This window comes from Streptomyces sp. NPDC058653, assembly GCF_042716895.1.
Taxonomy (GTDB): domain Bacteria; phylum Actinomycetota; class Actinomycetes; order Streptomycetales; family Streptomycetaceae; genus Streptomyces.
Genome location: NZ_JBHXRM010000040.1, coordinates 30,988 through 53,617, shown reverse-complemented (window position 1 = coordinate 53,617; position 22,630 = coordinate 30,988). Strand labels below are relative to the sequence as shown.

19 protein-coding genes and 2 tRNA genes are annotated in these 22,630 nt (G+C 70.4%); 8 read left to right on the top strand and 13 right to left on the bottom strand.

The window, feature by feature from the left end; translation table 11 throughout:
- Window positions 1-18 precede the first annotated feature (18 nt).
- Entirely contained in the window at window positions 19-819 is an 801-nt protein-coding gene (hisN, locus tag ACFWU9_RS28130; RefSeq protein WP_384323243.1) for a histidinol-phosphatase, read from the top strand.
- A gap of 254 nt (window positions 820-1,073) precedes the next feature.
- The gene (locus ACFWU9_RS28125) at window positions 1,074-1,475 is read left to right on the top strand and encodes a cyclic nucleotide-binding/CBS domain-containing protein (protein ID WP_384323241.1); all 402 of its coding nucleotides are present in this window, start codon (window positions 1,074-1,076) and stop codon (window positions 1,473-1,475) included.
- A gap of 151 nt (window positions 1,476-1,626) precedes the next feature.
- On the opposite strand, the gene ACFWU9_RS28120 is transcribed toward ACFWU9_RS28125, so the two are convergent.
- Entirely contained in the window at window positions 1,627-3,096 is a 1,470-nt protein-coding gene (locus ACFWU9_RS28120; protein ID WP_384323238.1) for a catalase, read from the bottom strand.
- Between the two features lie 126 nt (window positions 3,097-3,222).
- Here ACFWU9_RS28120 and ACFWU9_RS28115 point away from each other — a divergent pair, with 126 nt between their 5' ends.
- Window positions 3,223-3,639 (top strand): Fur family transcriptional regulator, encoded by a 417-nt coding sequence (locus ACFWU9_RS28115; RefSeq protein ID WP_384323236.1) that lies wholly within the window; start codon window positions 3,223-3,225, stop codon window positions 3,637-3,639.
- A gap of 108 nt (window positions 3,640-3,747) precedes the next feature.
- Here ACFWU9_RS28115 and ACFWU9_RS28110 read toward each other — a convergent pair.
- The 4 genes from ACFWU9_RS28110 to ACFWU9_RS28095 all read right to left on the bottom strand — a co-directional run bounded on the left by ACFWU9_RS28110 (window position 3,748) and on the right by ACFWU9_RS28095 (window position 9,179).
- Window positions 3,748-3,821 (bottom strand) — tRNA-Met (locus ACFWU9_RS28110).
- Between the two features lie 100 nt (window positions 3,822-3,921).
- Complete coding sequence (locus ACFWU9_RS28105) at window positions 3,922-5,910, bottom strand: tetratricopeptide repeat protein (protein WP_384323234.1); 1,989 nt, start codon at window positions 5,908-5,910, stop codon at window positions 3,922-3,924.
- Between the two features lie 237 nt (window positions 5,911-6,147).
- A tRNA-Met gene (locus ACFWU9_RS28100) sits at window positions 6,148-6,221 on the bottom strand.
- A 42-nt stretch (window positions 6,222-6,263) separates the two neighbouring features.
- Window positions 6,264-9,179 (bottom strand): UPF0182 family protein, encoded by a 2,916-nt coding sequence (locus ACFWU9_RS28095; protein WP_384323296.1) that lies wholly within the window; start codon window positions 9,177-9,179, stop codon window positions 6,264-6,266.
- A gap of 159 nt (window positions 9,180-9,338) precedes the next feature.
- Here ACFWU9_RS28095 and ACFWU9_RS28090 point away from each other — a divergent pair, with 159 nt between their 5' ends.
- Entirely contained in the window at window positions 9,339-9,935 is a 597-nt protein-coding gene (locus ACFWU9_RS28090) for a PPA1309 family protein (protein ID WP_384323232.1), read from the top strand.
- Between the two features lie 142 nt (window positions 9,936-10,077).
- On the opposite strand, the gene ACFWU9_RS28085 is transcribed toward ACFWU9_RS28090, so the two are convergent.
- The 4 genes from ACFWU9_RS28085 to ACFWU9_RS28070 all read right to left on the bottom strand — a co-directional run bounded on the left by ACFWU9_RS28085 (window position 10,078) and on the right by ACFWU9_RS28070 (window position 13,465).
- The gene (locus tag ACFWU9_RS28085; protein WP_384323230.1) at window positions 10,078-11,166 is read right to left on the bottom strand and encodes a PDZ domain-containing protein; all 1,089 of its coding nucleotides are present in this window, start codon (window positions 11,164-11,166) and stop codon (window positions 10,078-10,080) included.
- A 139-nt stretch (window positions 11,167-11,305) separates the two neighbouring features.
- Window positions 11,306-11,479, bottom strand: coding sequence for a hypothetical protein (locus ACFWU9_RS28080; RefSeq protein WP_384323228.1), 174 nt, complete (start codon window positions 11,477-11,479; stop codon window positions 11,306-11,308).
- Window positions 11,480-11,680: 201 nt separating this feature from the next.
- Complete coding sequence (locus ACFWU9_RS28075) at window positions 11,681-12,142, bottom strand: molybdenum cofactor biosynthesis protein MoaE (RefSeq protein ID WP_384323226.1); 462 nt, start codon at window positions 12,140-12,142, stop codon at window positions 11,681-11,683.
- 210 nt (window positions 12,143-12,352) lie between these two features.
- Window positions 12,353-13,465: an SDR family oxidoreductase gene (locus ACFWU9_RS28070; RefSeq protein WP_384323224.1), complete on the bottom strand. Its 1,113-nt coding sequence runs from the start codon at window positions 13,463-13,465 to the stop codon at window positions 12,353-12,355.
- Window positions 13,466-13,655: 190 nt separating this feature from the next.
- On the opposite strand from ACFWU9_RS28070, the gene ACFWU9_RS28065 reads away from it, so the two are divergent.
- The gene (locus ACFWU9_RS28065) at window positions 13,656-15,158 is read left to right on the top strand and encodes a zinc-dependent metalloprotease (RefSeq protein ID WP_384323221.1); all 1,503 of its coding nucleotides are present in this window, start codon (window positions 13,656-13,658) and stop codon (window positions 15,156-15,158) included.
- The gene (locus ACFWU9_RS28060) at window positions 15,155-15,694 is read left to right on the top strand and encodes an NUDIX hydrolase (protein ID WP_384323219.1); all 540 of its coding nucleotides are present in this window, start codon (window positions 15,155-15,157) and stop codon (window positions 15,692-15,694) included. The genes ACFWU9_RS28065 and ACFWU9_RS28060 overlap by 4 nt, the downstream gene beginning before the upstream one ends.
- An 80-nt stretch (window positions 15,695-15,774) precedes the next feature.
- Here ACFWU9_RS28060 and ACFWU9_RS28055 read toward each other — a convergent pair whose 3' ends face one another.
- The 4 genes from ACFWU9_RS28055 to ACFWU9_RS28040 all read right to left on the bottom strand — a co-directional run bounded on the left by ACFWU9_RS28055 (window position 15,775) and on the right by ACFWU9_RS28040 (window position 19,667).
- Window positions 15,775-16,539, bottom strand: a complete 765-nt coding sequence (locus ACFWU9_RS28055; protein ID WP_384323217.1) for an AIM24 family protein — start codon at window positions 16,537-16,539, stop codon at window positions 15,775-15,777.
- Between the two features lie 17 nt (window positions 16,540-16,556).
- Complete coding sequence (locus ACFWU9_RS28050; protein ID WP_384323215.1) at window positions 16,557-17,237, bottom strand: AIM24 family protein; 681 nt, start codon at window positions 17,235-17,237, stop codon at window positions 16,557-16,559.
- A gap of 13 nt (window positions 17,238-17,250) precedes the next feature.
- Entirely contained in the window at window positions 17,251-18,930 is a 1,680-nt protein-coding gene (locus ACFWU9_RS28045) for a TerD family protein (protein WP_384323213.1), read from the bottom strand.
- Between the two features lie 113 nt (window positions 18,931-19,043).
- The gene (locus ACFWU9_RS28040; RefSeq protein WP_384323211.1) at window positions 19,044-19,667 is read right to left on the bottom strand and encodes a M48 family metallopeptidase; all 624 of its coding nucleotides are present in this window, start codon (window positions 19,665-19,667) and stop codon (window positions 19,044-19,046) included.
- A 186-nt stretch (window positions 19,668-19,853) separates the two neighbouring features.
- Between ACFWU9_RS28040 and ACFWU9_RS28035 the strand changes: the two genes are divergently transcribed.
- Window positions 19,854-21,104: a TOMM precursor leader peptide-binding protein gene (locus ACFWU9_RS28035; RefSeq protein WP_384323209.1), complete on the top strand. Its 1,251-nt coding sequence runs from the start codon at window positions 19,854-19,856 to the stop codon at window positions 21,102-21,104.
- A 48-nt stretch (window positions 21,105-21,152) separates the two neighbouring features.
- Window positions 21,153-22,541 (top strand): ABC1 kinase family protein, encoded by a 1,389-nt coding sequence (locus ACFWU9_RS28030; RefSeq protein ID WP_384323207.1) that lies wholly within the window; start codon window positions 21,153-21,155, stop codon window positions 22,539-22,541.
- The last annotated feature ends 89 nt before the right edge of the window (window positions 22,542-22,630 follow it).

The window sequence follows — 22,630 nt, the reverse complement described above, 5'->3', positions numbered from 1 at the left end:
GTCGATACTGTGACGACCATGCCCGACTACCACGATGATCTGCGACTCGCCCATGTCCTCGCGGACGCGGCCGACGCCGCGACGATGGACCGGTTCAAGGCCCTCGATCTGAAGGTCGAGACCAAACCGGACATGACCCCGGTGAGTGAGGCCGACAAGTCGGCCGAGGAGCTGATCCGCGGCAATCTCCAGCGCGCCCGCCCCCGGGACGCCGTACTGGGCGAGGAGTACGGGATCGAGGGCACCGGCCCGCGCCGCTGGGTGATCGACCCGATCGACGGCACCAAGAACTACGTACGCGGTGTGCCCGTCTGGGCGACGCTGATCTCTCTGATGGTGGCGGGCGAGGGCGGTTACGAGCCGGTGGTCGGCGTGGTGTCCGCGCCCGCGCTGGCGCGCCGCTGGTGGGCGGCCAAGGGCGGCGGCGCCTACTCGGGCCGCAGCCTCTCCTCGGCGACCCGACTGCGCGTCTCGAAGGTCTCGCGGGTGGGCGACGCCTCCTTCGCGTACGCGTCGCTGCAGGGCTGGGAGGAACAGGGCCGTCTCGACGGGTTCCTCGATCTGACGCGGGCCTGCTGGCGTACGCGCGGGTACGGCGATTTCTGGCCGTACATGATGGTCGCCGAGGGGTCGGTGGACATGTGCGCGGAGCCGGAGCTGTCGCTCTGGGACATGGCGGCGCCGGCGATCATCGTCCAGGAGGCGGGCGGCCGGTTCACGGGTCTGGACGGGCGCCCGGGGCCGCACAGCGGAAACGCGGCGGCGTCGAACGGGGTGCTGCACGAGGAGCTGCTCGGCTACCTGAACCAGCGCTACTGACGGCGACCCGTCGTTCCCCCGTCCCCGCGGCCGTCCGGAAAAATTAATTCGGTGGGCGATGGGCCATTCGAGGGAACGAGAGCCCTTGGGGCGTCAGGGGCGTGGGACTCCGATCGCCGCACGCCGGTAGATCGCTCCGTCCGCCCCCTTGTTGACAGACCGTGCCGGTGTCACTCTGAAAGTCCCCCCACTTGTGAACTTGTGAATCCGTTCTCCAGCAGAGGGACCGGTTCACCGAGGAGGTGGCTCCATCCATGCTCGTCCGTGACGCCATGAGCACGGTGGTCCTCACCATCGGGCCCACCCATACACTCCGCCAGTCCGCGCAGCTGATGGCGGAGCGCCGGGTCGGCGCCGCAGTGGTGCTCGACACCGAGACCAGCGGGCTCGGGATTCTCACCGAGCGCGACATCCTGATCTCGATCGGCGCCGGACAGAATCCCGAGGCCGAGCTGGCCGGCACGCACACCACCACGGAGGTCGTGTACGCCTCACCGGTCTGGACGCTGGAGGAGGCGGCCGAGGCGATGACCCACGGCGGCTTCCGTCATCTGATCGTCTGCGACGACCGGGGGCCGGTCGGCATCGTGTCCGTGCGCGACATCATCCGCTGCTGGGCACCTGCGAGGCGCCGCCCGACGGCGCTGACCGGCTGAACCGGAGCCGCGGCCACGCGGCCCGGCCGGGGAGAACGCGGCCGGGCGCCGGGCCGAGCGGACGTGTGTGGAAACGCGGACGTGTGCGGAAAACGGTGGAGGCCGGATCCGTCCCGGAACCCGGCCTCCACCCCTTCATCGGCGAGGGCCGTCAGCCGCGCAGGGCCTGGACCGCGGTGTCGAGCCGCTTGCCGAAGTCTCCGTCAGCCTGACGGAAGTTGTTGATCGCACGCTCGGCGATGTCGTCGCGCGAGACCTTCGAGATGAACCCCGCGAGGTTCTCGATCAGCCGCGTCTTCTCCTCCTCCGACATCAGCCGGTAGAGGTTCCCCGCCTGCACGAAGTCGTTGTCCTCGGCATGGCTGGGGGCCTCGGTGTTACCGGTGGCGCCGGTGACCGGGGTCGGCTGCCAGAGCGGCCTGTCCGTCTGGAAGGGGCCGCCGAAGCTGTTCGGCTCGTAGTTCTTGGCACCCTTGTGGCGGCCGTCGTACAGGAAGCCGTCACGGCTGTTCGTCCGCGCCTCGGTGGCGTGCGGACGGTTCACCGGCAGATGGTCGGCGTTGATGCCGACGCGGTAGCGGTGGGCGTCGCCGTACGCGAAGAGACGGCCCTGGAGCATCTTGTCGGGCGAGGGGCCGATGCCGGGCACGAAGTGCGCCGGGCTGAAGATCGACTGCTCGACCTCGGCGAAGATGTTCTCCGGGTTGCGGTTGAGCTCCAGCTTGCCGATCTCGACCGGCGGGTAGTCCTCGTGCGGCCAGACCTTGGTCAGATCGAACGGGTTGAAGCGGTAGTTGGCCGCCTCCGCCGCCGGCATGACCTGGATCTGGACGGTCCAGGACGGGAATTCACCGCGCTCGATGGACTCGCGCAGGTCGCGCTGGTGGCTGTCCGGGTCCATGCCCGAGAGCTGGTTGGCCTCGTCGGTGGTGAGGTTCTTGATGCCCTGGTCGGTCTTGAAGTGGTACTTGACCCAGAAGACCTCGCCGGCCTCGTTGTTCCACTGGTACGTGTGCGAGCCGTACCCGTTCATGTGGCGCAGCGTGGCCGGGATGCCGCGGTCGCCGAAGAGCCAGGTCACCTGGTGCGTCGACTCGGGGCTCAGACCCCAGAAGTCCCATACGTTGTCGGCCTCCTGGCTGCCGGTGTACGGGTCGCGCTTCTGGGTGTGGATGAAGTCGGGGAACTTGATGGCGTCCTTGATGAAGAACACCGGGGTGTTGTTGCCGACGAGGTCGTAGTTGCCGTCCTCGGTGTAGAACTTCAGCGCGAAGCCGCGCGGGTCGCGCACGGCGTCGGCGGAGCCGAGGTTGCCCGCGACGGTGGAGAAACGCAGGAAGGTCTCCGTCTGCTTGCCGACCTCCGAGAGGAACCTGGCACGCGTCCACTGCGAGACTTCACGGGTGAGCGTGAAGGTGCCGTACGCGCCGGCGCCGCGCGCGTGGACGATCCGCTCCGGGATGCGCTCCCGGTTGAAGTGGGCGAGCTTCTCCAGAAGAGCCTGGTCCTGCACCAGAACGGGACCGCCGACACCCGCCGTCTCGCTGTTCTGATTGTCGGCCACCGGCGCGCCGGCCTCCGTGGTGAGCGGTCCCTGCGTCACGTACGCCTCCTGCGTCATACCCGCCGAACCTGTCGCTCGGCGATTGCCAGTAGCGATCCTACGATGGACTTTGTCTAAGTCAAGTAAGGATCCAACTTCACACTCATTCAGGATCTGGGGACCCTCACTGTTAAGCTGACCCTCATGAGTGACCTGTTGGAACGACTTCGCGAACGTGGCTGGCGGATGACCGCACAGCGGCGCGTGGTGGCCGAGGTCCTCGACGGGGAGCACGTCCACCTCACCGCCGACGAGGTGCACGCACGTGCCGTCGCCAGACTCCCGGAGATCTCCCGGGCGACCGTCTACAACACGCTGGGCGAGATGGTGACTCTCGGCGAGGTTCTCGAAGTCTCGACGGACCGCCGCGCCAAGCGGTACGACCCGAACGCCCACCGGCCCCACCACCACCTGGTCTGCGCGCACTGCGGCACGATCCGCGACGTGCACCCGACGGGCGATCTGCTGGCCGACCTGCCGGCGGCGGAGCGTTTCGGCTTCGCGATCTCGGACGTAGAAGTGACGTACCGGGGCACCTGCCCGAACTGCGCACAGGCCTGAACCCACCGCGCACGGCCGGCCCCGCACCACACCGAGCAGCGCGAAACGATGACCGAACACGACGAAGGCCCGGATCCTGAGCAGGATCCGGGCCTTCGTCCTTCTGAGTAGCGGGGACAGGATTTGAACCTGCGACCTCTGGGTTATGAGCCCAGCGAGCTACCGAGCTGCTCCACCCCGCGTCGGTGAACTCGACATTACGTCACCCCGTCGACCAGCGCAAATCCCTGTTTCGGCGCCGGTCGGGCGAAGGGACGGAGAGGGGGACGGACGGGCCGCCGCTCAGGCGGTCAGCTCCTGGTGCAGCGCCTCGCGCAGGCGCGCCGCACGCTCCGTGACCTCGGAAGGGCCCAGCTCCACCGCGCGGGCGCACCAGTGCTGCCCCTCGGTCAGCTCCCCGCGCCGGGCCGCGAGCAGCGCGAGCCGAAGCGCCGCGCGGCCATGGCCGGCCTGCGCGGCCCGGGACCACCAGAGCGCGGCCTCCCGCTCGCTGCCCTCACGGGCCAGCAGCAGCCCGAGGTTGAAGGCGCCGTTGCGGCTGCCCGCCTCGGCCGCCTCCCGATACCAGCGCGCCGCGTCCGTCATGTCGCCGCGGCCCGCGGCCAGCATCCCGACCCGCACCTGGGCACGGCGGTGACCGTGCTCGGCCGCGCGCTCGTACCACTGCTCGCACTCGGTCTTCTCCGGCTGCGTCTCACCGAGCGCCGGCGCGCCCTGGGGCGGCTGCCGCGCGTCCAGGACGGTCGCGAGCCGGAAGGCCGCCTCCGTACTGCCGCCGCCGGCCGCGCACCGCAGATGCCGCTCCGCCGCCTGCTCGTCACCGTCCCTGAGGCACGCGATGCCCACCTGGAGGGCCGCTTCCGTGTGCCCGGCCGCCGCCGCCCGCTCGTACCAGAGCAGGGCCGCACGGTCGTCGTCACGGCCCGCGTAGAGGATGCCCAGGTTGAACGCGGCGTCGACGCTGCCCGCCTCGGCGGCCTTGGAGAACCACGGCTCGGCGCCGGTCGGGTCACCGGCCTGGAGAAGCAGTACGGCCAGGGCGTTCGCCGCCTCGCGGTGGCCCGCGTACGCGGCGCGCCGGTACCACTGCTCGGCCTGCGCCGTACGGTCCTGGGCGGTGCAGAGCAGCCCGAGGTTGTAGGCGCCGTTGACGTCGCCCGCGTCCATCGCCGCGCGGTACCAGCGCTCGGCGGTCTGCTGCTCGCCGCGCGCGGCGTGGAGCGCGCCGAGCGCGTTGGCGGCGTTCCCGTCGCCGTCCTGCGCGGCGCGCAGCCACCAGACGGCGGCGCTCTCCTCGTCACCGGCGTCGCGCAGCAGGAAGCCGAGGGCGCAGGCGGCCCGCGCCTCGCCGTCCTCGGCGGCCGTCAGATACCAGCGGCCGGCCTCCTTCAGCTCTCCGCGGCCCTCCAGGATCGCGCCGAGGTGCAGCGCGGCGCGGCGGTGCCCGCGCGTGGCCGACTGCCGGTACCACTGGGCGGCCTCGGCCAGGAGGGACTGCCCGGCGTCGGCCTCGGCGCCGGGGCCCGTACCGGGACCGCCGCCCCCGATGCCGACGGGCGCCCTGCGCACACCGGAGTCCGCGCCGTCGCCCGTACGGTCACGGGGGCCGTTGCCGGTGATGACGGCGCGGACGGAGTTGCCCGTACGCGCGGCCTGGCGCGCCCGGCGCTCCAGTGCGCGCGCGAGACGGTACGAGGCCTCCCGGTGCCCCTGCTCGGCGGCGGCCCGCAGCCACCGCTCCGAACCGACGTCGCTGCGGTGCTCCAGCAGGTCGGCGAGCGCGTAGGCGCCCAGCGCGTGCCCCTGCTCGGCGGACTGCCGCAGCCAGTACTCGGCGGCGGGCTCGTCGCCCTGCTCGCGGTAGTGCCTGCCGAGCGCGTGCGCCGCCGCGGCCGAACCGGCGACGGCGGCGACCCGCCACCAGCCGGACGCCTCTTCGGTGTAGCCACGCTGGTGGAGGAGGACACCCAGGTTGTTGGCGGCGGCGCGGTCGCCCCCGGCGGTGGCGGAGCGCAGGTAGTTCTCGGCGGCGTCCAGGTCACCGCGGCGCAGCAGCAGGGCGCCGAGGACGCTCATCGACGCGACGTCGCCGCCGTCGGCGGCACGCCGGTGGCGCGCCTCGGTCTCGGCGTCGGCGCTCTCCGTGGGGCCGCCGGCGGGTGTGGCACCGGTCACGCCCCGGGAGTTCTCGCCCTCCGCGGACTTGTCCACCTGTCCCTGTACAAACCGCCCTGTCTCCAACAGAGTTGCCCTGTCCCCCATAAAATCCATCGTTGCACCACCTGTTACCCGCGTACACCTGGTATATCGCGGCCAGCAAGGTCACTTCAGCGTTTTGTCGACATGCCCACAGAGAGACAAGTCAAACGCCTCTCGGGCCAACTCCCCTCCATCGCCACGCACTTCACCCCACAGGGGGTCACGGACCGGCCACGAACAGGTACGACGGCATCACAACACAGAGCGAAGGCCCGGATCCTGATCGGATCCGGGCCTTCGCCTCGTCAGTAGCGGGGACAGGATTTGAACCTGCGACCTCTGGGTTATGAGCCCAGCGAGCTACCGAGCTGCTCCACCCCGCGTCGTTGTGTCCCAACCGTACCACGACGCGGGGTGGTTACTGATCAGCTGCTGTCGTCGCTCCCGCCGGCCGGGGGCTTGGCCGGCGTCCCGCCGGACGTCTCCGCCTCGGCGGCGCGCGCCAGGGCGTCCTGGAGGGCCTCCTGGGCCTTCCCGTACGCCACCCAGTCCTGCTTCGCCAGGGCGGCCTCACCGTCCGAGTACGCCTTCTGGGCGTCGGCGATGGCCTTCTTGAGCGCGGCGTCACCGGTGGCGGGCGGCGTCGTCGTGCCGTCGCCCGGTGGCTCCGTCTCCGGTGGCGGCTCGGCGCCGTCGACACCGAACACCGCGTTCAGCGCCTCGGAGAGGCTGTCCTTGAAGACCGGTTTGCCTCCGTAGGAGACGGCGATCTTCTTCAGCAGCGGATAGTTCGCGCTGCCACCCCTGGCGTACACCGGCTCGATGTACAGGAAGCCGCCGCTGAGCGGCACGGTGAGCAGGTTGCCGTACTCGATGTCCGAGTCGGTACCTCTCAGGTTCCGTACGAACTCGGCGACTTCGGGCACGCCGTTCAACTCGCTCTGCACCTGTTGGGGTCCCTGGACCGTGGACGTCACTCTCAGGACTCTGATGGTGCCGTAGTCGTCGCTGGTGGCGTCGGCGTCGACCGCCATGAACGCCCCGAGATTGGGACGTCCGTTGGGTGTGAACGTCGTCGTCAGCGAGAACTTCTGGGCCGACTGCCCGGGCATCTTCAGACTCAGGTAGTACGGCGGGACCGCACTGCTGTCCTTGTTCGTCGGGTCGTCCGGCACCTGCCAGGCGTCGGAGCCGCTGTAGAACTGGGCGGCGTCCGTGACGTGGTAGCGGGTGAGCAGCTCACGCTGGACCTTGAACATGTCCTGCGGGTAGCGCAGGTGGGCCAGCAGCTCCGGGTTGATGTCCGACTTCGGCTTCACCGTGTTGGGGAAGGCCTTCATCCAGGTCTTGAGGACCGGGTCCTCGGTGTCCCACTGGTACAGGTTGACCGAACCGTCGTACGCGTCGACGGTGGCCTTCACCGAGTTGCGGATGTAGTTGACCTGGTTCTGCTGTGCGACGACCGCGCGCTGGTTGTTGGTCAGCGAGTCGGCCGTGGTGTCGCCGAGCGTCGTACGGGACGCGTACGGATAGCCGTTCGTCGTGGTGTAGGCGTCGACGATCCACTTGATCCGGCCGTCGACCACGGCGGGATAGGCGTCGCCGTCGATGGTCAGCCAGGGAGCGACCGCCTCGACGCGCTCCTTCGGTGTGCGGTTGTACAGGATCCGCGAACCCTCGCCGATGGCGCCCGAGTAGACCATCTGGGGCTCGCTGAACGCGACCGCGTACGCCGCGCGGTTGACCGGGTTGGAGAGATCGACCCCGCTCTTGCCCTGATAGCTGGTGGTCTTCTCCCCGTTCTTCTCGTAGTCGAGCTCCTTCTGCGGGCCGCCCACGATCGAGTACTGCTGTGTCTTCTCGCCGTAGTAGATCCGCTGCTCGTACGTGCCGAGCTGGCCGGTGGTCGGCAGGCCGGACTCCGTGAAGTCGGGCGCGCCGATCGTGCCGTCGTTCTCGTTGGTGACCGTGCCGGTGCCCTTGGACGCGATCGCTCCGTACCCATGGGTGTAGGTGAAGTGGTCGTTGATCCAGTTGCGCTTGGGGATACCGGTGATGTTCAGCTCGCGCAGACCGATGACCGTGTCCTGCGGCTTCTTGTCCGGGCCGAGGTAGCGGTCGACGTCCAGCGTGTCCGGGAACTGGTAGTACTTGCGTTCCTGCTGGAGCTGCTGGAAGGCGGGCGAGACGACGTTCGGGTCGACCAGCCGGTAGCTGGCGGCGGAGTCCGCCGCCTCACGCTGCTGCGACTTCTTGGCGGGGTCGCCCTTGCCGGAGTAGTCCGTCACGTCCGCGTCGTCGATGCCGTACGCGGCGCGTGTGGCATCGATGTTCTTCTCGATGTACGGGGCTTCCTTGGCCTGCTCGTTCGGCTGGACCTGGAACTTCTGGACGATCGCCGGGTAGAGACCGCCGATGAGGATGGCGGACAGGACCATCAGACCGAAGCCGATCACCGGCAGCTGCCAGGTGCGGCGCCAGAGCGTCGCGAAGAACAGCACGGCGCAGATCGCGGCGATGCAGAACAGGATCGTCTTCGCCGGAAGGTAGGCGTTGGCGTCGACGTACCGCAGGCCCGTCCAGTTGCCCGTGGCCTTGAAGTCGCTCGCCTTGACCGCCAGCCCGTACCGGTCCAGCCAGTACGCCACGGCCTTGAGCGAGACGAAGACACCGAGCAGCACCGAGAGATGGCCGGTGGCCGCGCCCGTCGCCCGCGCGCCGGGGCTGGTGACGCGCAGCCCTCCGTACAGATAGTGGGTCAACGCGGCGGCGATCAGTGCCAGTACGACGGCGGCGAACCCGAAGCCGAGCATGAAGCGGTACCAGGGAAGATCGAACGCGTAGAACTTCACGTCCATGTGGAACTGCGGGTCCTTCTGACCGAAGGAGACACCGTTGACCCACATCAGCCAGGTCCGCCACTGCCCGGAGGCGGAGGCGCCCGCGATCAGCCCGACCAGGGCGGTGATCCCGAGCAGCACCCACTTCTTGTACGGGGCGATTCCCATCCGGTAACGGTCGAGGCTCTGTTGCTCCAGCGACATCGCGCTCAGCGGCGGTCGCAGCCGGTGCGCCAGCCAGATGTTCACGCCGACGGCGGCCGCCATCAGCAGACCGAAGACAGCGAACAGGCCGATCTTGGTCCAGAGGGTGGTGGTGAAAACGGACGAGTATTTCACCGAGCGATACCAGAGCCAGTCGGTCCAGAACCCCGCGAACATGACGAACATCATGGCCAGAACGGCCAAAATGCCCAGTGTCATGAGCAGGGTCCGGGCACGTCTGGACGGCCGGCCCACTCTGATCCGTGGCCCGGTCGGGCCTCCGCCGCGGTCCGGCATCTGGAAAGCCAACGTGCGCACCTCGAAGTTCGCGGTCGTGTGAAGCGGCTGAATCAGCCTGTGTAAGCGGGCCCAAGCGATCGTAGGGCCCACTCATGCAACTTACTGAGGCTTTACCTAGTTCCCGCAGGGGGGTGGGAAGGAGGCAGGATGTTCGCCATGTCCAACGTTTCCTCCAACTCTTCCTCCGCGTCCTCGTCCGACGAGCCGCCTTCGGCGTCGGGCCCGGTCGCCTCGGCCCCCATCACCCGCGCGGTGCTGGAGATCGACGAATACGCCTCCGGCCTGGGCTGGGACCAGCCGGCGAGGCTCTTCGCCCTCGTCGACACGGCCCGGCTGCGGGCCGACGAACCGGAACTGGCCACCCAGCTCGGTCTCAACGACGGCTCGTCGTCCGCCCTTCTCACGCCCGTCGAGCAGGACGAGATCCCCGCGGGCACCCCGCTCGACGAGTTCCTCGCCACGATCGCCTGGCCCGGGGCCGTGGCGGGCTGCGCGATCACGGTGGAGCGCCTGATGCTGCCACCGTCCGCCGAGGCGTCGGTGCCCGAAGGGCTCGACGAGTCCGGGCTCGTGGACTGGGTCGCCGCCCACCCGGACCGCCAGGAGGTACGGATGACGGTCGCCGTACTGCGTGACGGGACCCGGGACTCGGCGCTGCGGCTGCGCGAGAAGGACTCACCGACGCAGGTACTGACCGGCGCCGGCCTGGTGCCCGGCCTCGCGGAGGCCCTGGCCGCCACCTTCGAGGCGTAACGGCAGCCCGCCCTCCACCGCCGGACGGGGCCGCGCACGCGGCCCCGTCCGGGGAATGCCCTGCTCGCCCGCGCCCGCTGTGACCGACCCGGCCCCGGCGACTCCCACCGATGAACCCGCCGCCGGCCGACCCGCTGTGCGGCTACTTCGTCGAGCAGCTCGGCAGAGCGTCCGTGTCACCGCTCTTGATCCTCTCCAGGGACGCCGTCGCGTCCTTGATGTTCTTCACGCGCACCAGCGTGAGGCCCTTCGGGATGTCCGATGCGGCGGCCGAACAGTTCTCGTCCGGCGTGAGGAAGTACCGCGCGCCCGCGTCCCGCGCGCCGACGAGCTTCATCCCGATCCCGCCGATGGGCCCGACCTTGCCGTTGTCGTCTATCGTGCCGGTGCCCGCGACGAACTTGCCGCCGGTGAGATCGCCCGGCGTGATCTTGTCGACGATCCCGAGCGCGAACATCAGACCGGCGCTCGGGCCGCCCACGTCGGCCAGCTTGATGTCGATCTCGAACGGGAACGTGTGGTCCGTCCCGGCCTGGATGCCGACGATGGCCCGGTCGCCCTCGTCCGACTTCACCGTCTTGATCGTCACCTTCTCGGCACCCTCGGGCTCCTTGCCGGCCTTCTCCGCGGCCTGGGCGACCTTGGCCGGGACGATGGTGAACACCACGTCCTCGCCCGGCTGGTGCTTGGTGACGATCTCGGCGACGTCCGGCGGTGCCTGGACGGTCTCGCCGTCCACCTCCTTGATGACGTCACCGGCGTGCAGCGTGCCGTCGGAGGGGCTGTCCTTGACGACCGCGGAGACGACGACGCGCGAGGTGACGGGGATGTTCTCCTCCTTCAGGGCGGCGACCTTCGCGCTCTCCTGGGACTGGCTGAACTCCTCGGCGTTCTCCTGCGTCGACTGCTCTTCCGTCTTGCCGTCCGGATAGAGCGTGTTGTGCGGGACGACGATGTTGTCGTGCGACAGCCAGCCGTAGACCGCCTCGACCACATTCATCTTGTAATCCGCGCCGGTGACCCTGACCGTCGTCATATTGAGATGGCCCGACGTGGGATATGTCTTGCGGCCGGAAATATGGAGCACCGGCTCACCATTCGCGTCGCCGAGTGTGTTCACGGTCGGACCGGGACTCATCTCCGCGTACGGAACGGGGATGAACACTCCCGCGCAGAGCAGCGCGATGAGGACGAGGGTGGAGGCGAGCATCGTCGCGGTGCGGCGTGGCATGGAACGACAGTACGGGAAGGGTCCCTCAGTGCACCCTCGGGGCCGGTCCGTACGGGGGCGGCCTGGCCCCGGCGCGTCGCCGGGCGGGCGGGCGGACAGGGACGCCGGCCGGACCGGCAACGGGTGCGGGAGTCTCGCGTCAGGTGGCGTCCGTCGTGGCGGGGTGGGACTTCGCCATCGCGTCACGGAAGCGCGCGTAGCCGGCGAGTTCGGCTATGTCTCCGGTGGTTCGGTCTCGTGAAACCCAGCTTCCCCATATCGCCGCGCCGATGGCGGCGAAGAGCGGAATGAGCAACCAGGCAAGCGCGGCCATCCCGACCTCCTTACCCATGTGTGTGTGCGAACCGAGTGATCAGCAGATTAGCCATCTGCTGCTCCAACGCTGCTCGCAGGGGTGCGGTTACGCAAATCGGGCCACATGGGAACAGAGGGCGACGAGAGGGTGCCGCTCTCCGTACGGAAGCATTGCGGGCGGGGTGGGAAAGGCGGCTTGAAATCGCTGTGGGAAAGGGGCTCAGCAGGCCCCGACCCATTCCTCCGTGCCGTCGGAGAATGTCTGGTGCTTCCAGATCGGCACCTCGTGCTTGAGGTCGTCGATCAGCTTGCGGCAGGCCTCGAAGGCCTCCGCGCGGTGGGGGCAGGAGACGGCCACGACGACCGCCAGATCCCCGACGGCGAGGTCACCCACACGGTGGACGGCCGCCAGTGCGCGGACGGGGTGATCGGCGACGACCTTCTCGGCCACCCGGCGCAGCTCGGCCTCGGCGGTCGGGTGACAGGAGTATCCGAGGGCGTCGACGTCTGAGCCCCCGTCGTGGTTCCGGACAGTTCCCACGAACAGGGCGGTGCCTCCCGCCGCGTCGTCGCCGACGGCCCGGAAGATCTCGTCGACGGACAGCGGGCTCTCGCGGATCGCCAGCAGCTTGATGGGGTCCTGTGCCGCCTGCTCACCCGGGTGCGCCTCGTTGCTTGCCATGCGGCCCATCGTGCCGTACGGCAGGGGCATCGCGTAATGGCGCCTTCGAACGGCCCCAGGCCAGTCAGCCCGTCAGCCCGTCAGCCTGTCGGCCCGGAGAGTCCTGCCTCGGAGCATCCGTGCGGGCGTCCTACGGAGGACGTCGGAAGGGCGTGGGCGGCTGCGGGCGAGATGGTCGCACTCGTGGCGCGGGGTCGCCCCGGGGACGCCTCAGAGGCGCCGGCGGGCCTTGCGGGCGCGGCGTACCACCGCTGCCGCGCCGAGCAGGGCGACCGTCGCACCGGCGGCTCCGGCGGCCGTGGCGTCCTTGCGGCCGAGTCGCCGGCCGGCGACGGTGTGGCGGCCCTCGACCTCTTCGAGGAGCGCGCCGAGGACTTCCTCGTTGGTCCAGCGGGGACGCCAGCCCGCGTCGTGGAGACGGCTGACGCTGACGACCCAGGGATGCATCGTGTACGCGAGGTCGCCCGCCGGGGAGGGCGTGAGACCGATCCGGTGCAGCCGGGCGGCGGCGCCGAGGGCGACGGCGGACGGCAGCTCCATACGGCGGATGCCGCTCAGCTCCTCGATCTCCTCCTGTTCGAGCCAGCCGTCGCAGCCGACCGCGAACTCTCCGTCGACCTTCTCCAGCGCGGCGTACTCCAGGGCGCTGACCAGGTCCTCGACATGGCAGAACTGCCAGGTGGGGCGGGAGCCCGCGACGACCAGCAGCCGGGGCGACTCGAAGTAGCGGGTCAGGGCGGTGTCCGTGCCGCCGACGAGGACGGCGGGGCGTACGACGGTGACGTTCAGCCCGGGGTGCGCGCGGGGCGCGCGGCGCCCGAGCCGTTCGATCTCCAGCAGGTCGCCGACGCCCGTGGCCTCCGCCGTGGCGCGCAGCTCGGCGTCCTCCGACAGCGGGATGTCGTTGTCGGGCAGCGCTCCGTAGACCATCGCCGACGTGCACAGCACGACCCGGTGCACCCCGGCGGCGGCCGCGGCGGTGAGTACGGTCTGGGTGCCGCGGACGTTGTAGGCCGTACGGGCGGCCGCGTCCCGCTCCAGGTCCAGATCGAGCGCCAGGTGCACCACGACGTCCGCGCCGCGCAGTTTCTCGGCGATGGCCGGGTCGCGTACGTCGAGGATGTGCCACCGCGCCTCGGACACCTCGCCGCGCCGCTCGTCGATCGCCACGACCTGCTTGATCTCGTCGGACGCGGCGAGGCGCCGTGTGAGCAGGTCACCGACGCCGGAGGCGGCTCCGGTGACCGCGACGACGGGGCCGCGCGGCGGGGTCGGGGTTGAGCGGTTTCGCGCTGCGCGAACCTGCGGATCTGGGGAACTCACCGGGCGTCTCCAGCGGTTGTCTTCAGTACGGACGTGTACAACACGTACGTACCAGGTGGCGTCCATCCTGCCGCAGGCCGAGCATCGGCGAAGCACCGAGCCCGGATGCGGCCTCGGATGTCTACGCTGGGTGGTGTCGGGCAGTCGCTGTCGGCGGAAAAGCCGGCGGCCCAACGAGCCGAGGAAACCCGTGAGTGACACCCCATTCGGATTCGGCCTTCCGCCGGAGGAGCCAGAAGACGGCGACGGCAAGAAGAACGACCCCGCCGGAGGTGGTCAGGGTGGCGGCGGCCAAGGCCGCGGAGGCAGCCCCTTCTCGGGGTTCGGCCTGCCGGGCGGCACCGGCGGCCCGGGCGGGGAGAACCCGTTCGCGGCGATGTTCGGGTCGATGAACCCCAACGATCTGGGCGCGGCCTTCCAGCAGCTCGGCCAGATGCTCAGCTACGAGGGCGGTCCCGTGAACTGGGACATGGCCAAGCAGATCGCCCGCCAGACGGTCTCGCAGGGCACGCCCGACGGCACGAAGGACTCCAGCGTGGGCCCCGGCCAGCGCGTCGCCGTCGAGGAGGCGATTCGGCTGGCCGACGTCTGGCTGGACGCCGTGACGTCGCTGCCGTCCGGTGCGGGATCGACCGTGGCGTGGAGCCGGGCCGAGTGGGTCGAGGCCACCCTCCCCGCCTGGCAGCAGCTCGTCGACCCGGTGGCCGAGCGCGTGGGCGCCGCCATGGGCGATGTGCTGCCCGAGGAGATGCAGGCCATGGCCGGGCCGCTGATCGGCATGATGCGCTCCATGGGAGGCGCCATGTTCGGGCAGCAGATCGGGCAGGCGGTGGGCGTCCTCGCGGGCGAGGTCGTCGGTTCCACCGACATCGGACTGCCGCTGGGCCCGGCCGGGAAGGCCGCGCTGCTCCCGCTGAACATCGAGGCCTTCGGCAAGGACCTCGGTATCCCCCAGGACGAGGTGCGGCTCTATCTGGCCCTGCGCGAGGCAGCCCATCAGCGGCTCTTCGCCCATGTGCCGTGGCTGCGAGGGCATCTGTTCGGCGCCGTCGAGGGCTACGCCCGGGGCATCAAGGTCGACGCCTCCAAGCTGGAGGACGCCGTCAGCCAGCTCGACCCGTCGAACCCCGAGCAGCTTCAGGAAGCGCTCCAGCAGGGCATGTTCCAGCCGGAGGACACGGTCGAGCAGAAGGCCGCCCTGGCCCGTCTGGAGACGGCGCTCGCGCTGGTCGAGGGCTGGGTGGACGCGGTGGTGCACGAGGCGGCCAGGACCAGGCTGTCGTCGGCGGACGCGCTGCGCGAGACGCTGCGCAGGCGCCGCGCCTCCGGCGGACCGGCGGAGCAGACCTTCGCCACCCTCATCGGCCTCCAGCTGCGTCCCAGGCGGCTGCGGGACGCCTCCCGGCTGTGGGCCTCGCTCACGGACGCGCGGGGCGTGGACGGCCGCGACGGGCTCTGGCAGCACCCGGACATGCTGCCGACGGCCTCGGACCTGGACGATCCGGACGGTTTTGTCCACCACGAGCACGCGGACTTCTCCGAGCTGGACGCGATGCTGGGCGAGGCGGCGGGCGGCAGGCCGAAGCTGGACAAGCTGGACAAGGACCCGGGGACGCCTTCCGAGCAGGACGGTGACCGGCCCGACGACGAGGGCAGGGGCGGCGACGAGGACAAGGGCGACAGCGGCAAGTGAGTCTGCACGAGGACGCCGTCCGCGTACTGGAGACGTACGACGGCCAGGACGAGCTGCGCGATTCCTATCTGGAGCATCTCGCGGCCCGTCCGGACGGGATGTGGAAATCCTGTGAGGTGGGGCATGTCACGGCGAGCGCGCTGGTGATCGACCCGTCGCGGGAGCGTGTGCTGCTCACCCTCCACAAGAAGCTCGGTATGTGGCTCCAGATGGGCGGCCACTGCGAGCCCGAGGACGCCTCGCTCGCGGCGGCGGCGCTGCGCGAGGCCACGGAGGAGTCGGGGATCCAGGGGCTGACCCTGCTGCCGGGCGGGCCCGTCCGGCTCGACCGGCACGCGCTCCCGGCGCCCTGCCACTGGCATCTGGATGTCCAGTACGCGGCCCTGGCGCCGGCCGGCGCGGTCGAGGAGATCAGCGACGAGTCACTGGCTCTGCGCTGGTTCGACCACGACGAGGTGGCGAGCGTCGCCGACAGGTCGGTCGTACGGCTGCTGGAGCGCACCCGCGCCGCGCTCTCCGAGCAGGTCCCCGGCTGAACAGCCGACAGGAGCGAGAAGGGGCGGCCTCCGGCGGAGACCGCCCCCCAGGGGACCGCGGGGCGGATCGCCCCGCGGTCTCAGCGCGCGTTGTTCCAGACGTTGTTCTGGTTCTGCGCGTGGGAGCCGTGCTGCCCCACGCCGAACTGCGCACGCGCGCCCTGCCCGATCTCCGCGTTCTGCGGCGGCATGACCTCACTGGGCTGCACGAGCGCGAAGCCCTGGCCGAGGAAGCTGAGCTCCCATCCCTCGCCGGTGTTGCCGCGCCGGCGCCGTACGCCCGAGGAGTGCGTCTGCGCCTGCATCTGCACCCGCAGGGCGGAGGACCACGCCACGATCGCGTCGGCGTCGACGTTCACGTACTTGTCGGGCGTCACGAGCATCATCAGCGGCTGCCCGGACGTCATCAGGGCGACCTTGCCACGGCCTGAGATGTTGAGCTGGTACTTGCCGGAGCCGGAGATGCCGTACTGGCTGTCCACCGCGATGACCTCGGTGTGCAGCGTGGAGTCGAGCGCCAGGACATAGGCGCTGTCGACGGTCATGCCCTCCTGGTCGACATCCACCACGTGCACGTACTGCGCGAGATTCGCGAAGTAGACCGTCCCCTGGCCCGAGCAGCGCATCAGGTCCAGGCCCTCGCCGGTGTTCGCCCTGGCGCGGCGCTGCCCCTGGGACTGGTACTCACCGTCGAAGTCGATGAGTCCCTGGTAGGCGACCATCGCGCCCTTGCGGGCGAGGACGTCGTCGTGGCCGGTGAGCGCCACCCGCAGGAGCTGCGGGTTCTGTACGACGTAGCGGTCCTGGGACTGCGTTTCCGCGAGTCCGAAAAGCGGGCTCTGCATGATGTTCTCCCTCCCCCTCAGCCCCGGATCCGCAGGCGGTCGGTGCTGTCCTCGCTCGGTTGGACGACGACGAGGCCCTGGCCCGAGAAGGCCATCTGATAGGCCTCCCCGCTGCCCCGCCCGATCAGGGACGAGGCCTTGAAGCTGCGCTTGCCCTTCACCTTGAGCCCGGGTGACCAGGCCACGAGGGCGTCGGGGTCGACATAGGTCTCGTCCTCGCCACGGCCGCAGTCCACGACGATCGGCGTACCGCGCGAGGTCAGGGCGACCCAGCCGGTCCCGCCGACCGTCACGTTCCACAGACCCTGTCCGGCGAACTTCGCCAGACCCTTGACCTTCTCGACGCCCCACTGGAGGTGCGCGTCGAAGGCCAGCAGATTGGTGCCGTTGACCGAGAGCGAGTCGTTGTTCAGATTGATGACGACGACGTCGGCGCCGTAGTCGGCCAGATAGAGCAGGCCGTCACCGGCGCACTTCATGATCGGTGCGCCCTCGCCCGTCACCCACTGGCCGGCGATCTGGCGCACGGCGGGCGGGTTGGGCTCGTACTGGACGAAGCCCTCGTAGGCGACCATCGAGCCGGTGCGCGCGTAGAGGTCCTGTCCGCTGGTCATGGCGACCTTGAGCATGGTGCGGCCGTGGTTCTCCATCCGCGCCGTGACGGGGGTGGGGGCGTAGCCCGCGAATTGCTGGTTCATGTGCCGGACTCCCTCAGACCTCGTACGGCTGGACGACGATGAAGTTGCCGGGGGCTCCCCGGAACTGGAGATTCACGGTCTCTCCGCTGTGTCCCGGATACGCGTTGCGGCGCAGCCGGACCTGGCTGGAGAGGATCACCTGGGAGGCGGCCGACCAGGCGACCACCGCGTTGCAGTCGGCGAAGGTCGTGGGGGTGACCGGCAGGACGACCGGGACACCGTGGGTCTTCACGACGAGGGTGCCGGTGCCCTGGAACTGCATGGTGAACAGGGCTCCACCGGGGATGCCGTGGCCCTCGATACGGCGGACCTCGTACTGAAGGGACTCGTCGAAGGCGAGCACGTTCTCCGCGGAGACGCAGATGGCGTCGCCCTGGAGCTCGATCGGGTGCAGATGTGAGGCTTCCTCGGCGAGGAACACCTGGCCGCGGCCGGAGCAGCGCATGAGCTGCATCTCCTGGCCGGTGGCGTTGCCGACGATACGGCCGGTGAAGCCGGCGCCCTTGTAGCCGAAGTCGACCTTGCCCTGGTACATGACCATGCTGCCCTGGCGGGCCAGGACGGGCGCGCCGCCCATGGCGAGGTCGACGCGCATCAGCTGCTGGTTCTGCGGGGTCCAGCGCTGCCCGGTGGCCGCCTCGCGGTAGGGCTGGAGGGCCTCCTGGAGACCGGCGCCGGCCTGCTGGCCCGCCTGCGGCATGCCCGGGGGCGGTGCGCCCTGGGGCTGGCCTCCGTACGGAGGCGGTGTCGGCTGCCCGTACGGCGAGGGGGCGCCGGGCGGCTGTCCCTGGCCGGGGAACTGGCCGGGAGCCTGACCGGGAAACTGGCCCTGGGCCTGGCCGGGGATCTGTCCTGGGGGCTGGCCGGGGACCTGGCCGAACTGCGGCTGCTGCGGGGCCCCTGGCTGACCGGGCGGCTGCGCGTAGGGCGACGGCGCGGGCGCCGGAGGCATCGGGGCGGCGACGGTCGGCGCGCCGTGCACGGGGTGGGGCGCGGGAGCCGGAGCCTGAGGGGGCGCGCCGAACGACGGCGGGGGCGCGGGGGCCTGCGGCGCGGGCGGGGCGGGCGGGGCTCCGAAGGCCGGAGGGGGCGCCGCGGGGCCGGCCGGCGGGGCGAACGACGGGACGGCTCCCTGGGCGGGAGGCTGGGGCGCGGCCGGCTCCTCCTCGGCGACCTCGCCGCCGAAGTTCTTGAGCAGCGCGTCGAGACCGCCGTCGAAGCCCTGGCCGACGGCGGCGAACCGCCAGACGTCCTTGAGGTAGAAGTCTCCGAGCATCACCGCGCGTTCGGTGCTGAACTCCGAGCCGGTGAACGCGTACCGGACGACTTCTTCGCCGCCCGCGACTATCCGGATGTATCCGGGACCCACCTGGGACATCTGTCCGGCGCCGTCGACGGTGGCGGTGAACGACAGTCGCTGGACGCTCGCCGGAATGCGGTCGAGCGTGACCCGGAACGATTCGGTGTCGCCAGCCTGCGCGCCCAGCAACTGGATTGATTCCTCAGGGGACTTCGGCTGATTGAAGAAGATGAAATACCGGTCGTCCGAGAGCTGCTCATTGGCGTCGAGGCCGAAACAGCTGATGTCGAACGTCAGGCCGGGCGCCGCGATCTGCACACCTACGTACAGATCGGTCCCCGGCGTGAGGTCACTGATCTTGGCCTTGTGGCCGCGTTGGAATTCCCTCGCCATGCGTAACGACCGTCCCCCATCCCGAGCTGAACACGTCGCGTCAGGCTAACCGTTGAGTCCGACATCGAGTCCAACCGGTACACATTCGGTACAGGATCGGCAAGGGGCCGCCGTCACTCTCCGGGGGCGGCGGGCAGGTGCGGGAGCCGCTCGGCGGCGACGACACCTTCGAGATATCCACGGGCGCGTTCGGTGCGCGGATACGCCTCCAGCAACTCCCAGAAGCGCGGGCCGTGGCCGGGCACGAGCAGATGGGCCAGCTCGTGCACGAGCACGTAGTCGACGACGTACTCGGGCATGCCCTGCAACCGGTGCGAGAGGCGGATGCTGCCCTCGGCGGGGGTGCAGGAGCCCCAGCGGGTGTTCTGGTTCGTGACCCAGCGGACGGAGGCGGGGCGGGCCCTGCCGTCGAAATACTGCTCGGAGAGGCGCTTGGCGCGCTGGGTGAGATCGCTGTCGCCGAGGAGGCGCTTGCTCTCCTGGGCCGCGAGCTTGTCGAGCATCACGGTCACCCAGCGACGCTCCTCGGCCTCCGACATCCGGGCCGGGATGAGCACGATGGTGCGGTCGCCCTCGCGGTACGCCGAGACGGTCCTGCTGCGCCGGGCGCTGCGCCGGACCTCGACGGCGCTTGTCGCCGTTCCGTGGTGCGGGCGGCCGGTCACGCTGCGCTCTTCGCTTCCGGCGCTGTGGGGTGGGGATTCCCCCGCAACGCGAGGGGAAGGGTCGGCGGACACGCTTCGACGTTACCCGCTGTCAGTGAGAAGCGTCCCGCCGCGGGGGACTTTCGATCTTGATCCACTCCATGCACCCATCATTTGATCGTCTAATTCCCCACGCCTGTGGATAACTCTTCGCACCTCTCACCAGTTCCTTGCATTCTGGAATCCGATCGCCGGACAGGCATCACGGGGGAGATGAATATGCATCCAATGGTGAAGCCCGCGCTGCGCCGGGCCTGGCGGGAGCGGCAGACGGTTCAGTTCGGAATCACACCCGCGCACGCGGTGGTGGTGGGGCCCGTCGATACGGCCACGGGAAGCTTTCTCGACCTGCTCGACGGCACGCGGGGGCTGGCGCTGCTGCGGGAGGAGGCCCGGAGCCTGGGGCTGCCGGACGGCAGGGCGGATGCCCTCGTGGACCGTCTCTGGGCGGCCGGGCTGCTGGACGACAGCACGGCGGGCGGACGGGCCGCCGAAGCGTTACGGAATCGAAAGGTCGAGCTCGACCGCCTGCGGGCGGATCTGGCGTCACTGTCCATCACCCACCGTGACCCGGGTGCGGCGATGGAGCGGCTGGCGGCGCGGCGCACCGCACGGGTCCAGGTCCGCGGCGCCGGCCGGGTCGGCGCGGCCGTCGCCTCGGCTCTCTCGGCCTCGGGGGTGGGCCGGGTGGATGTGCTGGACAGCGGGTGTACGGAGCCGTGGGACGTGGCTCCGGGCGGGCTGCCCGCAGAGTCGGTCGGTGAGCGCAGGGACGTGGCGGCCCGGCTGCTCGTGCGGCGCTCGGCCCCCGGCAGATCCGTCCGGGCGGCGGGGTCCGGGACGCGGACGGCGGCCGATCCGGACGGGGCGGAGGAGGGCGCCGCCGACGACGCCCCGGGCGGATGGGCGGCCGAGCGGCCGGAGCGCGCCGACGAGCGGGCGGCTGCTGTCGGCGGGGGCGGGGCGGGGCTGTCGCTGGTGATCGTCGCCCCACGGGACGGTCTGGCGGCCTATGTCCCGGACCCGGCCTCCGCCGAGCGCTGGATCGCCACCGGGACCCCGCATCTCTACGCGGGAGTTGTGGAGGCCACCGGGGTGGTGGGCCCGCTGGTACTGCCGGGCGGCACGGCGTGCGCGGGTTGTCTGACCGAGGAGCGGACCGCCCGGGAGCCGGGGTGGCCGCTGATGCTGGCGCAGTGGCGCTCGGGGCGTAGGGCGTCGGTCACACCGGCCTGTGACCTGGGGCTCGCCACCACCGTGGCCGGTCTCACCGCCGCTCACGCGCTGTCGTTCCTGGACGGTGAGCTGCCGGCCAGCACGGGTGCGCGCTGGGAGATCACCCTGCCGCTGCTCGACTGGCGTTCGGAGCGGATCGCGCCGCATCCCCGCTGCCCCTGCGGGGCCGCCGGAGAACAGGAGGGAGAGGGCATGGCCGCGCCCGGCGCGCCGCACGACACAATGGTGCGGTAACCGGTAACCGCCGCACGCGGCTCGGCCGTCTGGGATTTGGAGGGGCGCATGTCTGATCTTCCCCGTAAGGCCGTGACCAGAACCGCCAAGCTGGCCGCGCTGCCACTGGGCTTCGCCGGGCGGGCCACCTGGGGGCTGGGCAAGCGGATCGGCGGCAAGTCCGCGGAGGTGGTGGGCCGCGAGCTCCAGCAGCGGACGGCCGACCAGCTCTTCAAGGTGCTCGGCGAGCTCAAGGGCGGGGCCATGAAGTTCGGGCAGGCCCTGTCCGTCTTCGAGTCCGCGCTCCCCGAGGAGGTGGCGGGGCCCTACCGGGCGGCGCTCACCAAGCTCCAGGAGGCGGCCCCTCCGATGCCGACCAGCACGGTGCACAAGGTGCTGGCGGAGCGGCTGGGTGAGGAGTGGCGGGAGCTGTTCCTGGAGTTCGAGGAGAAGCCGGCGGCCGCGGCCTCGATCGGGCAGGTGCACCGGGCGGTCTGGCACGACGGGCGGAAGGTGGCCGTCAAGGTCCAGTACCCGGGGGCCGGTGAGGCGCTGCTGTCGGACCTGTCTCAGCTGAGCCGGTTCGCACGGCTGCTGGGTCCGCTGATCCCGGGCATGGACGTCAAGCCCCTGATCACCGAGTTGCGGGACCGGGTGTCGGAGGAGCTGGACTACGAGCTGGAGGCCGGGGCCCAGCGGGAGCACGCGGAGGAGTTCGCGGACGATCCTGATGTGGTCGTGCCCGATGTGGTGCACCAGGGCGACCAGGTGCTGGTCACGGAGTGGATGGACGGCACTCCGATGGCCGAGGTGATCGCCGAGGGCACCGAGGAACAGCGCGACCGCGCGGGCCAGTTGCTGGCGCGTTTCCTCTTCTCGGGCCCCGCCCGCACGGGACTGCTGCACGCGGACCCGCATCCGGGCAACTTCCGGCTGCTGCCGCCGGCCGTGGACGGGGGTGAACACCGGCTCGGTGTGCTGGACTTCGGCACGGTGGACCGGCTGCCCGGCGGACTGCCCGAGACGATAGGTGAGTCGCTGCGGCTGACGCTGGAGGGCGACGCCGAGACGGTGTACGAGCTCCTGCGCACGGAGGGGTTCGTCAAGGAGTCGATCGATCTCGACCCGGACGCGGTGCTGGAGTATCTGGTGCCGATCATCGAGCCGGCGGAGGCGGAGCAGTTCACCTTCACCCGGAGCTGGATGCGCACCCAGGCGGCCCGGATCGCCGATCCGCGTTCTCCGGCGCACCAGTTGGGGAAGCAGTTGAACCTGCCGCCCTCCTATCTGCTGATACATCGCGTCACGCTCAGCACGATCGGGGTGCTCTGCCAGCTGAACGCCACGGTCCGGCTCCGCGAGGAGTTGGAGGAGTGGCTGCCGGGCTTCCTCCCGGAGGAGGAGTTCGTCTACGAGGAGGAGCAGGAGCCCGAGGCCGGCGCGGGCACAAGCGCCTGAGTTCTGTCCTACGAGCGGAGCCGTTCGTCGGCGGGGTGGGGCCCAACTCCCCTTCGGGAAAAGGAAAGCGGGGGCCGGTCCCTGAGGAC

What these genes read in the sequence shown, in the direction of transcription:
- ACFWU9_RS28030 (WP_384323207.1), top strand. Translation starts at nt 21,153, where the DNA reads ATGTCTGATCTTCCCCGTAAGGCCGTGACCAGAACCGCCAAGCTGGCC.
- hisN (WP_384323243.1), top strand. Translation starts at nt 19, where the DNA reads ATGCCCGACTACCACGATGATCTGCGACTCGCCCATGTCCTCGCGGAC.
- ACFWU9_RS28090 (WP_384323232.1), top strand. Translation starts at nt 9,339, where the DNA reads ATGTCCAACGTTTCCTCCAACTCTTCCTCCGCGTCCTCGTCCGACGAG.
- ACFWU9_RS28120 (WP_384323238.1), bottom strand. Translation starts at nt 3,096, where the DNA reads ATGACGCAGGAGGCGTACGTGACGCAGGGACCGCTCACCACGGAGGCC.
- ACFWU9_RS28045 (WP_384323213.1), bottom strand. Translation starts at nt 18,930, where the DNA reads ATGGCGAGGGAATTCCAACGCGGCCACAAGGCCAAGATCAGTGACCTC.
- ACFWU9_RS28125 (WP_384323241.1), top strand. Translation starts at nt 1,074, where the DNA reads ATGCTCGTCCGTGACGCCATGAGCACGGTGGTCCTCACCATCGGGCCC.
- ACFWU9_RS28075 (WP_384323226.1), bottom strand. Translation starts at nt 12,142, where the DNA reads ATGGCAAGCAACGAGGCGCACCCGGGTGAGCAGGCGGCACAGGACCCC.
- ACFWU9_RS28055 (WP_384323217.1), bottom strand. Translation starts at nt 16,539, where the DNA reads ATGCAGAGCCCGCTTTTCGGACTCGCGGAAACGCAGTCCCAGGACCGC.
- ACFWU9_RS28035 (WP_384323209.1), top strand. Translation starts at nt 19,854, where the DNA reads ATGCATCCAATGGTGAAGCCCGCGCTGCGCCGGGCCTGGCGGGAGCGG.
- ACFWU9_RS28085 (WP_384323230.1), bottom strand. Translation starts at nt 11,166, where the DNA reads ATGCCACGCCGCACCGCGACGATGCTCGCCTCCACCCTCGTCCTCATC.
- ACFWU9_RS28095 (WP_384323296.1), bottom strand. Translation starts at nt 9,179, where the DNA reads ATGCCGGACCGCGGCGGAGGCCCGACCGGGCCACGGATCAGAGTGGGC.
- ACFWU9_RS28080 (WP_384323228.1), bottom strand. Translation starts at nt 11,479, where the DNA reads ATGGCCGCGCTTGCCTGGTTGCTCATTCCGCTCTTCGCCGCCATCGGC.
- ACFWU9_RS28050 (WP_384323215.1), bottom strand. Translation starts at nt 17,237, where the DNA reads ATGAACCAGCAATTCGCGGGCTACGCCCCCACCCCCGTCACGGCGCGG.
- ACFWU9_RS28115 (WP_384323236.1), top strand. Translation starts at nt 3,223, where the DNA reads ATGAGTGACCTGTTGGAACGACTTCGCGAACGTGGCTGGCGGATGACC.
- ACFWU9_RS28105 (WP_384323234.1), bottom strand. Translation starts at nt 5,910, where the DNA reads ATGGATTTTATGGGGGACAGGGCAACTCTGTTGGAGACAGGGCGGTTT.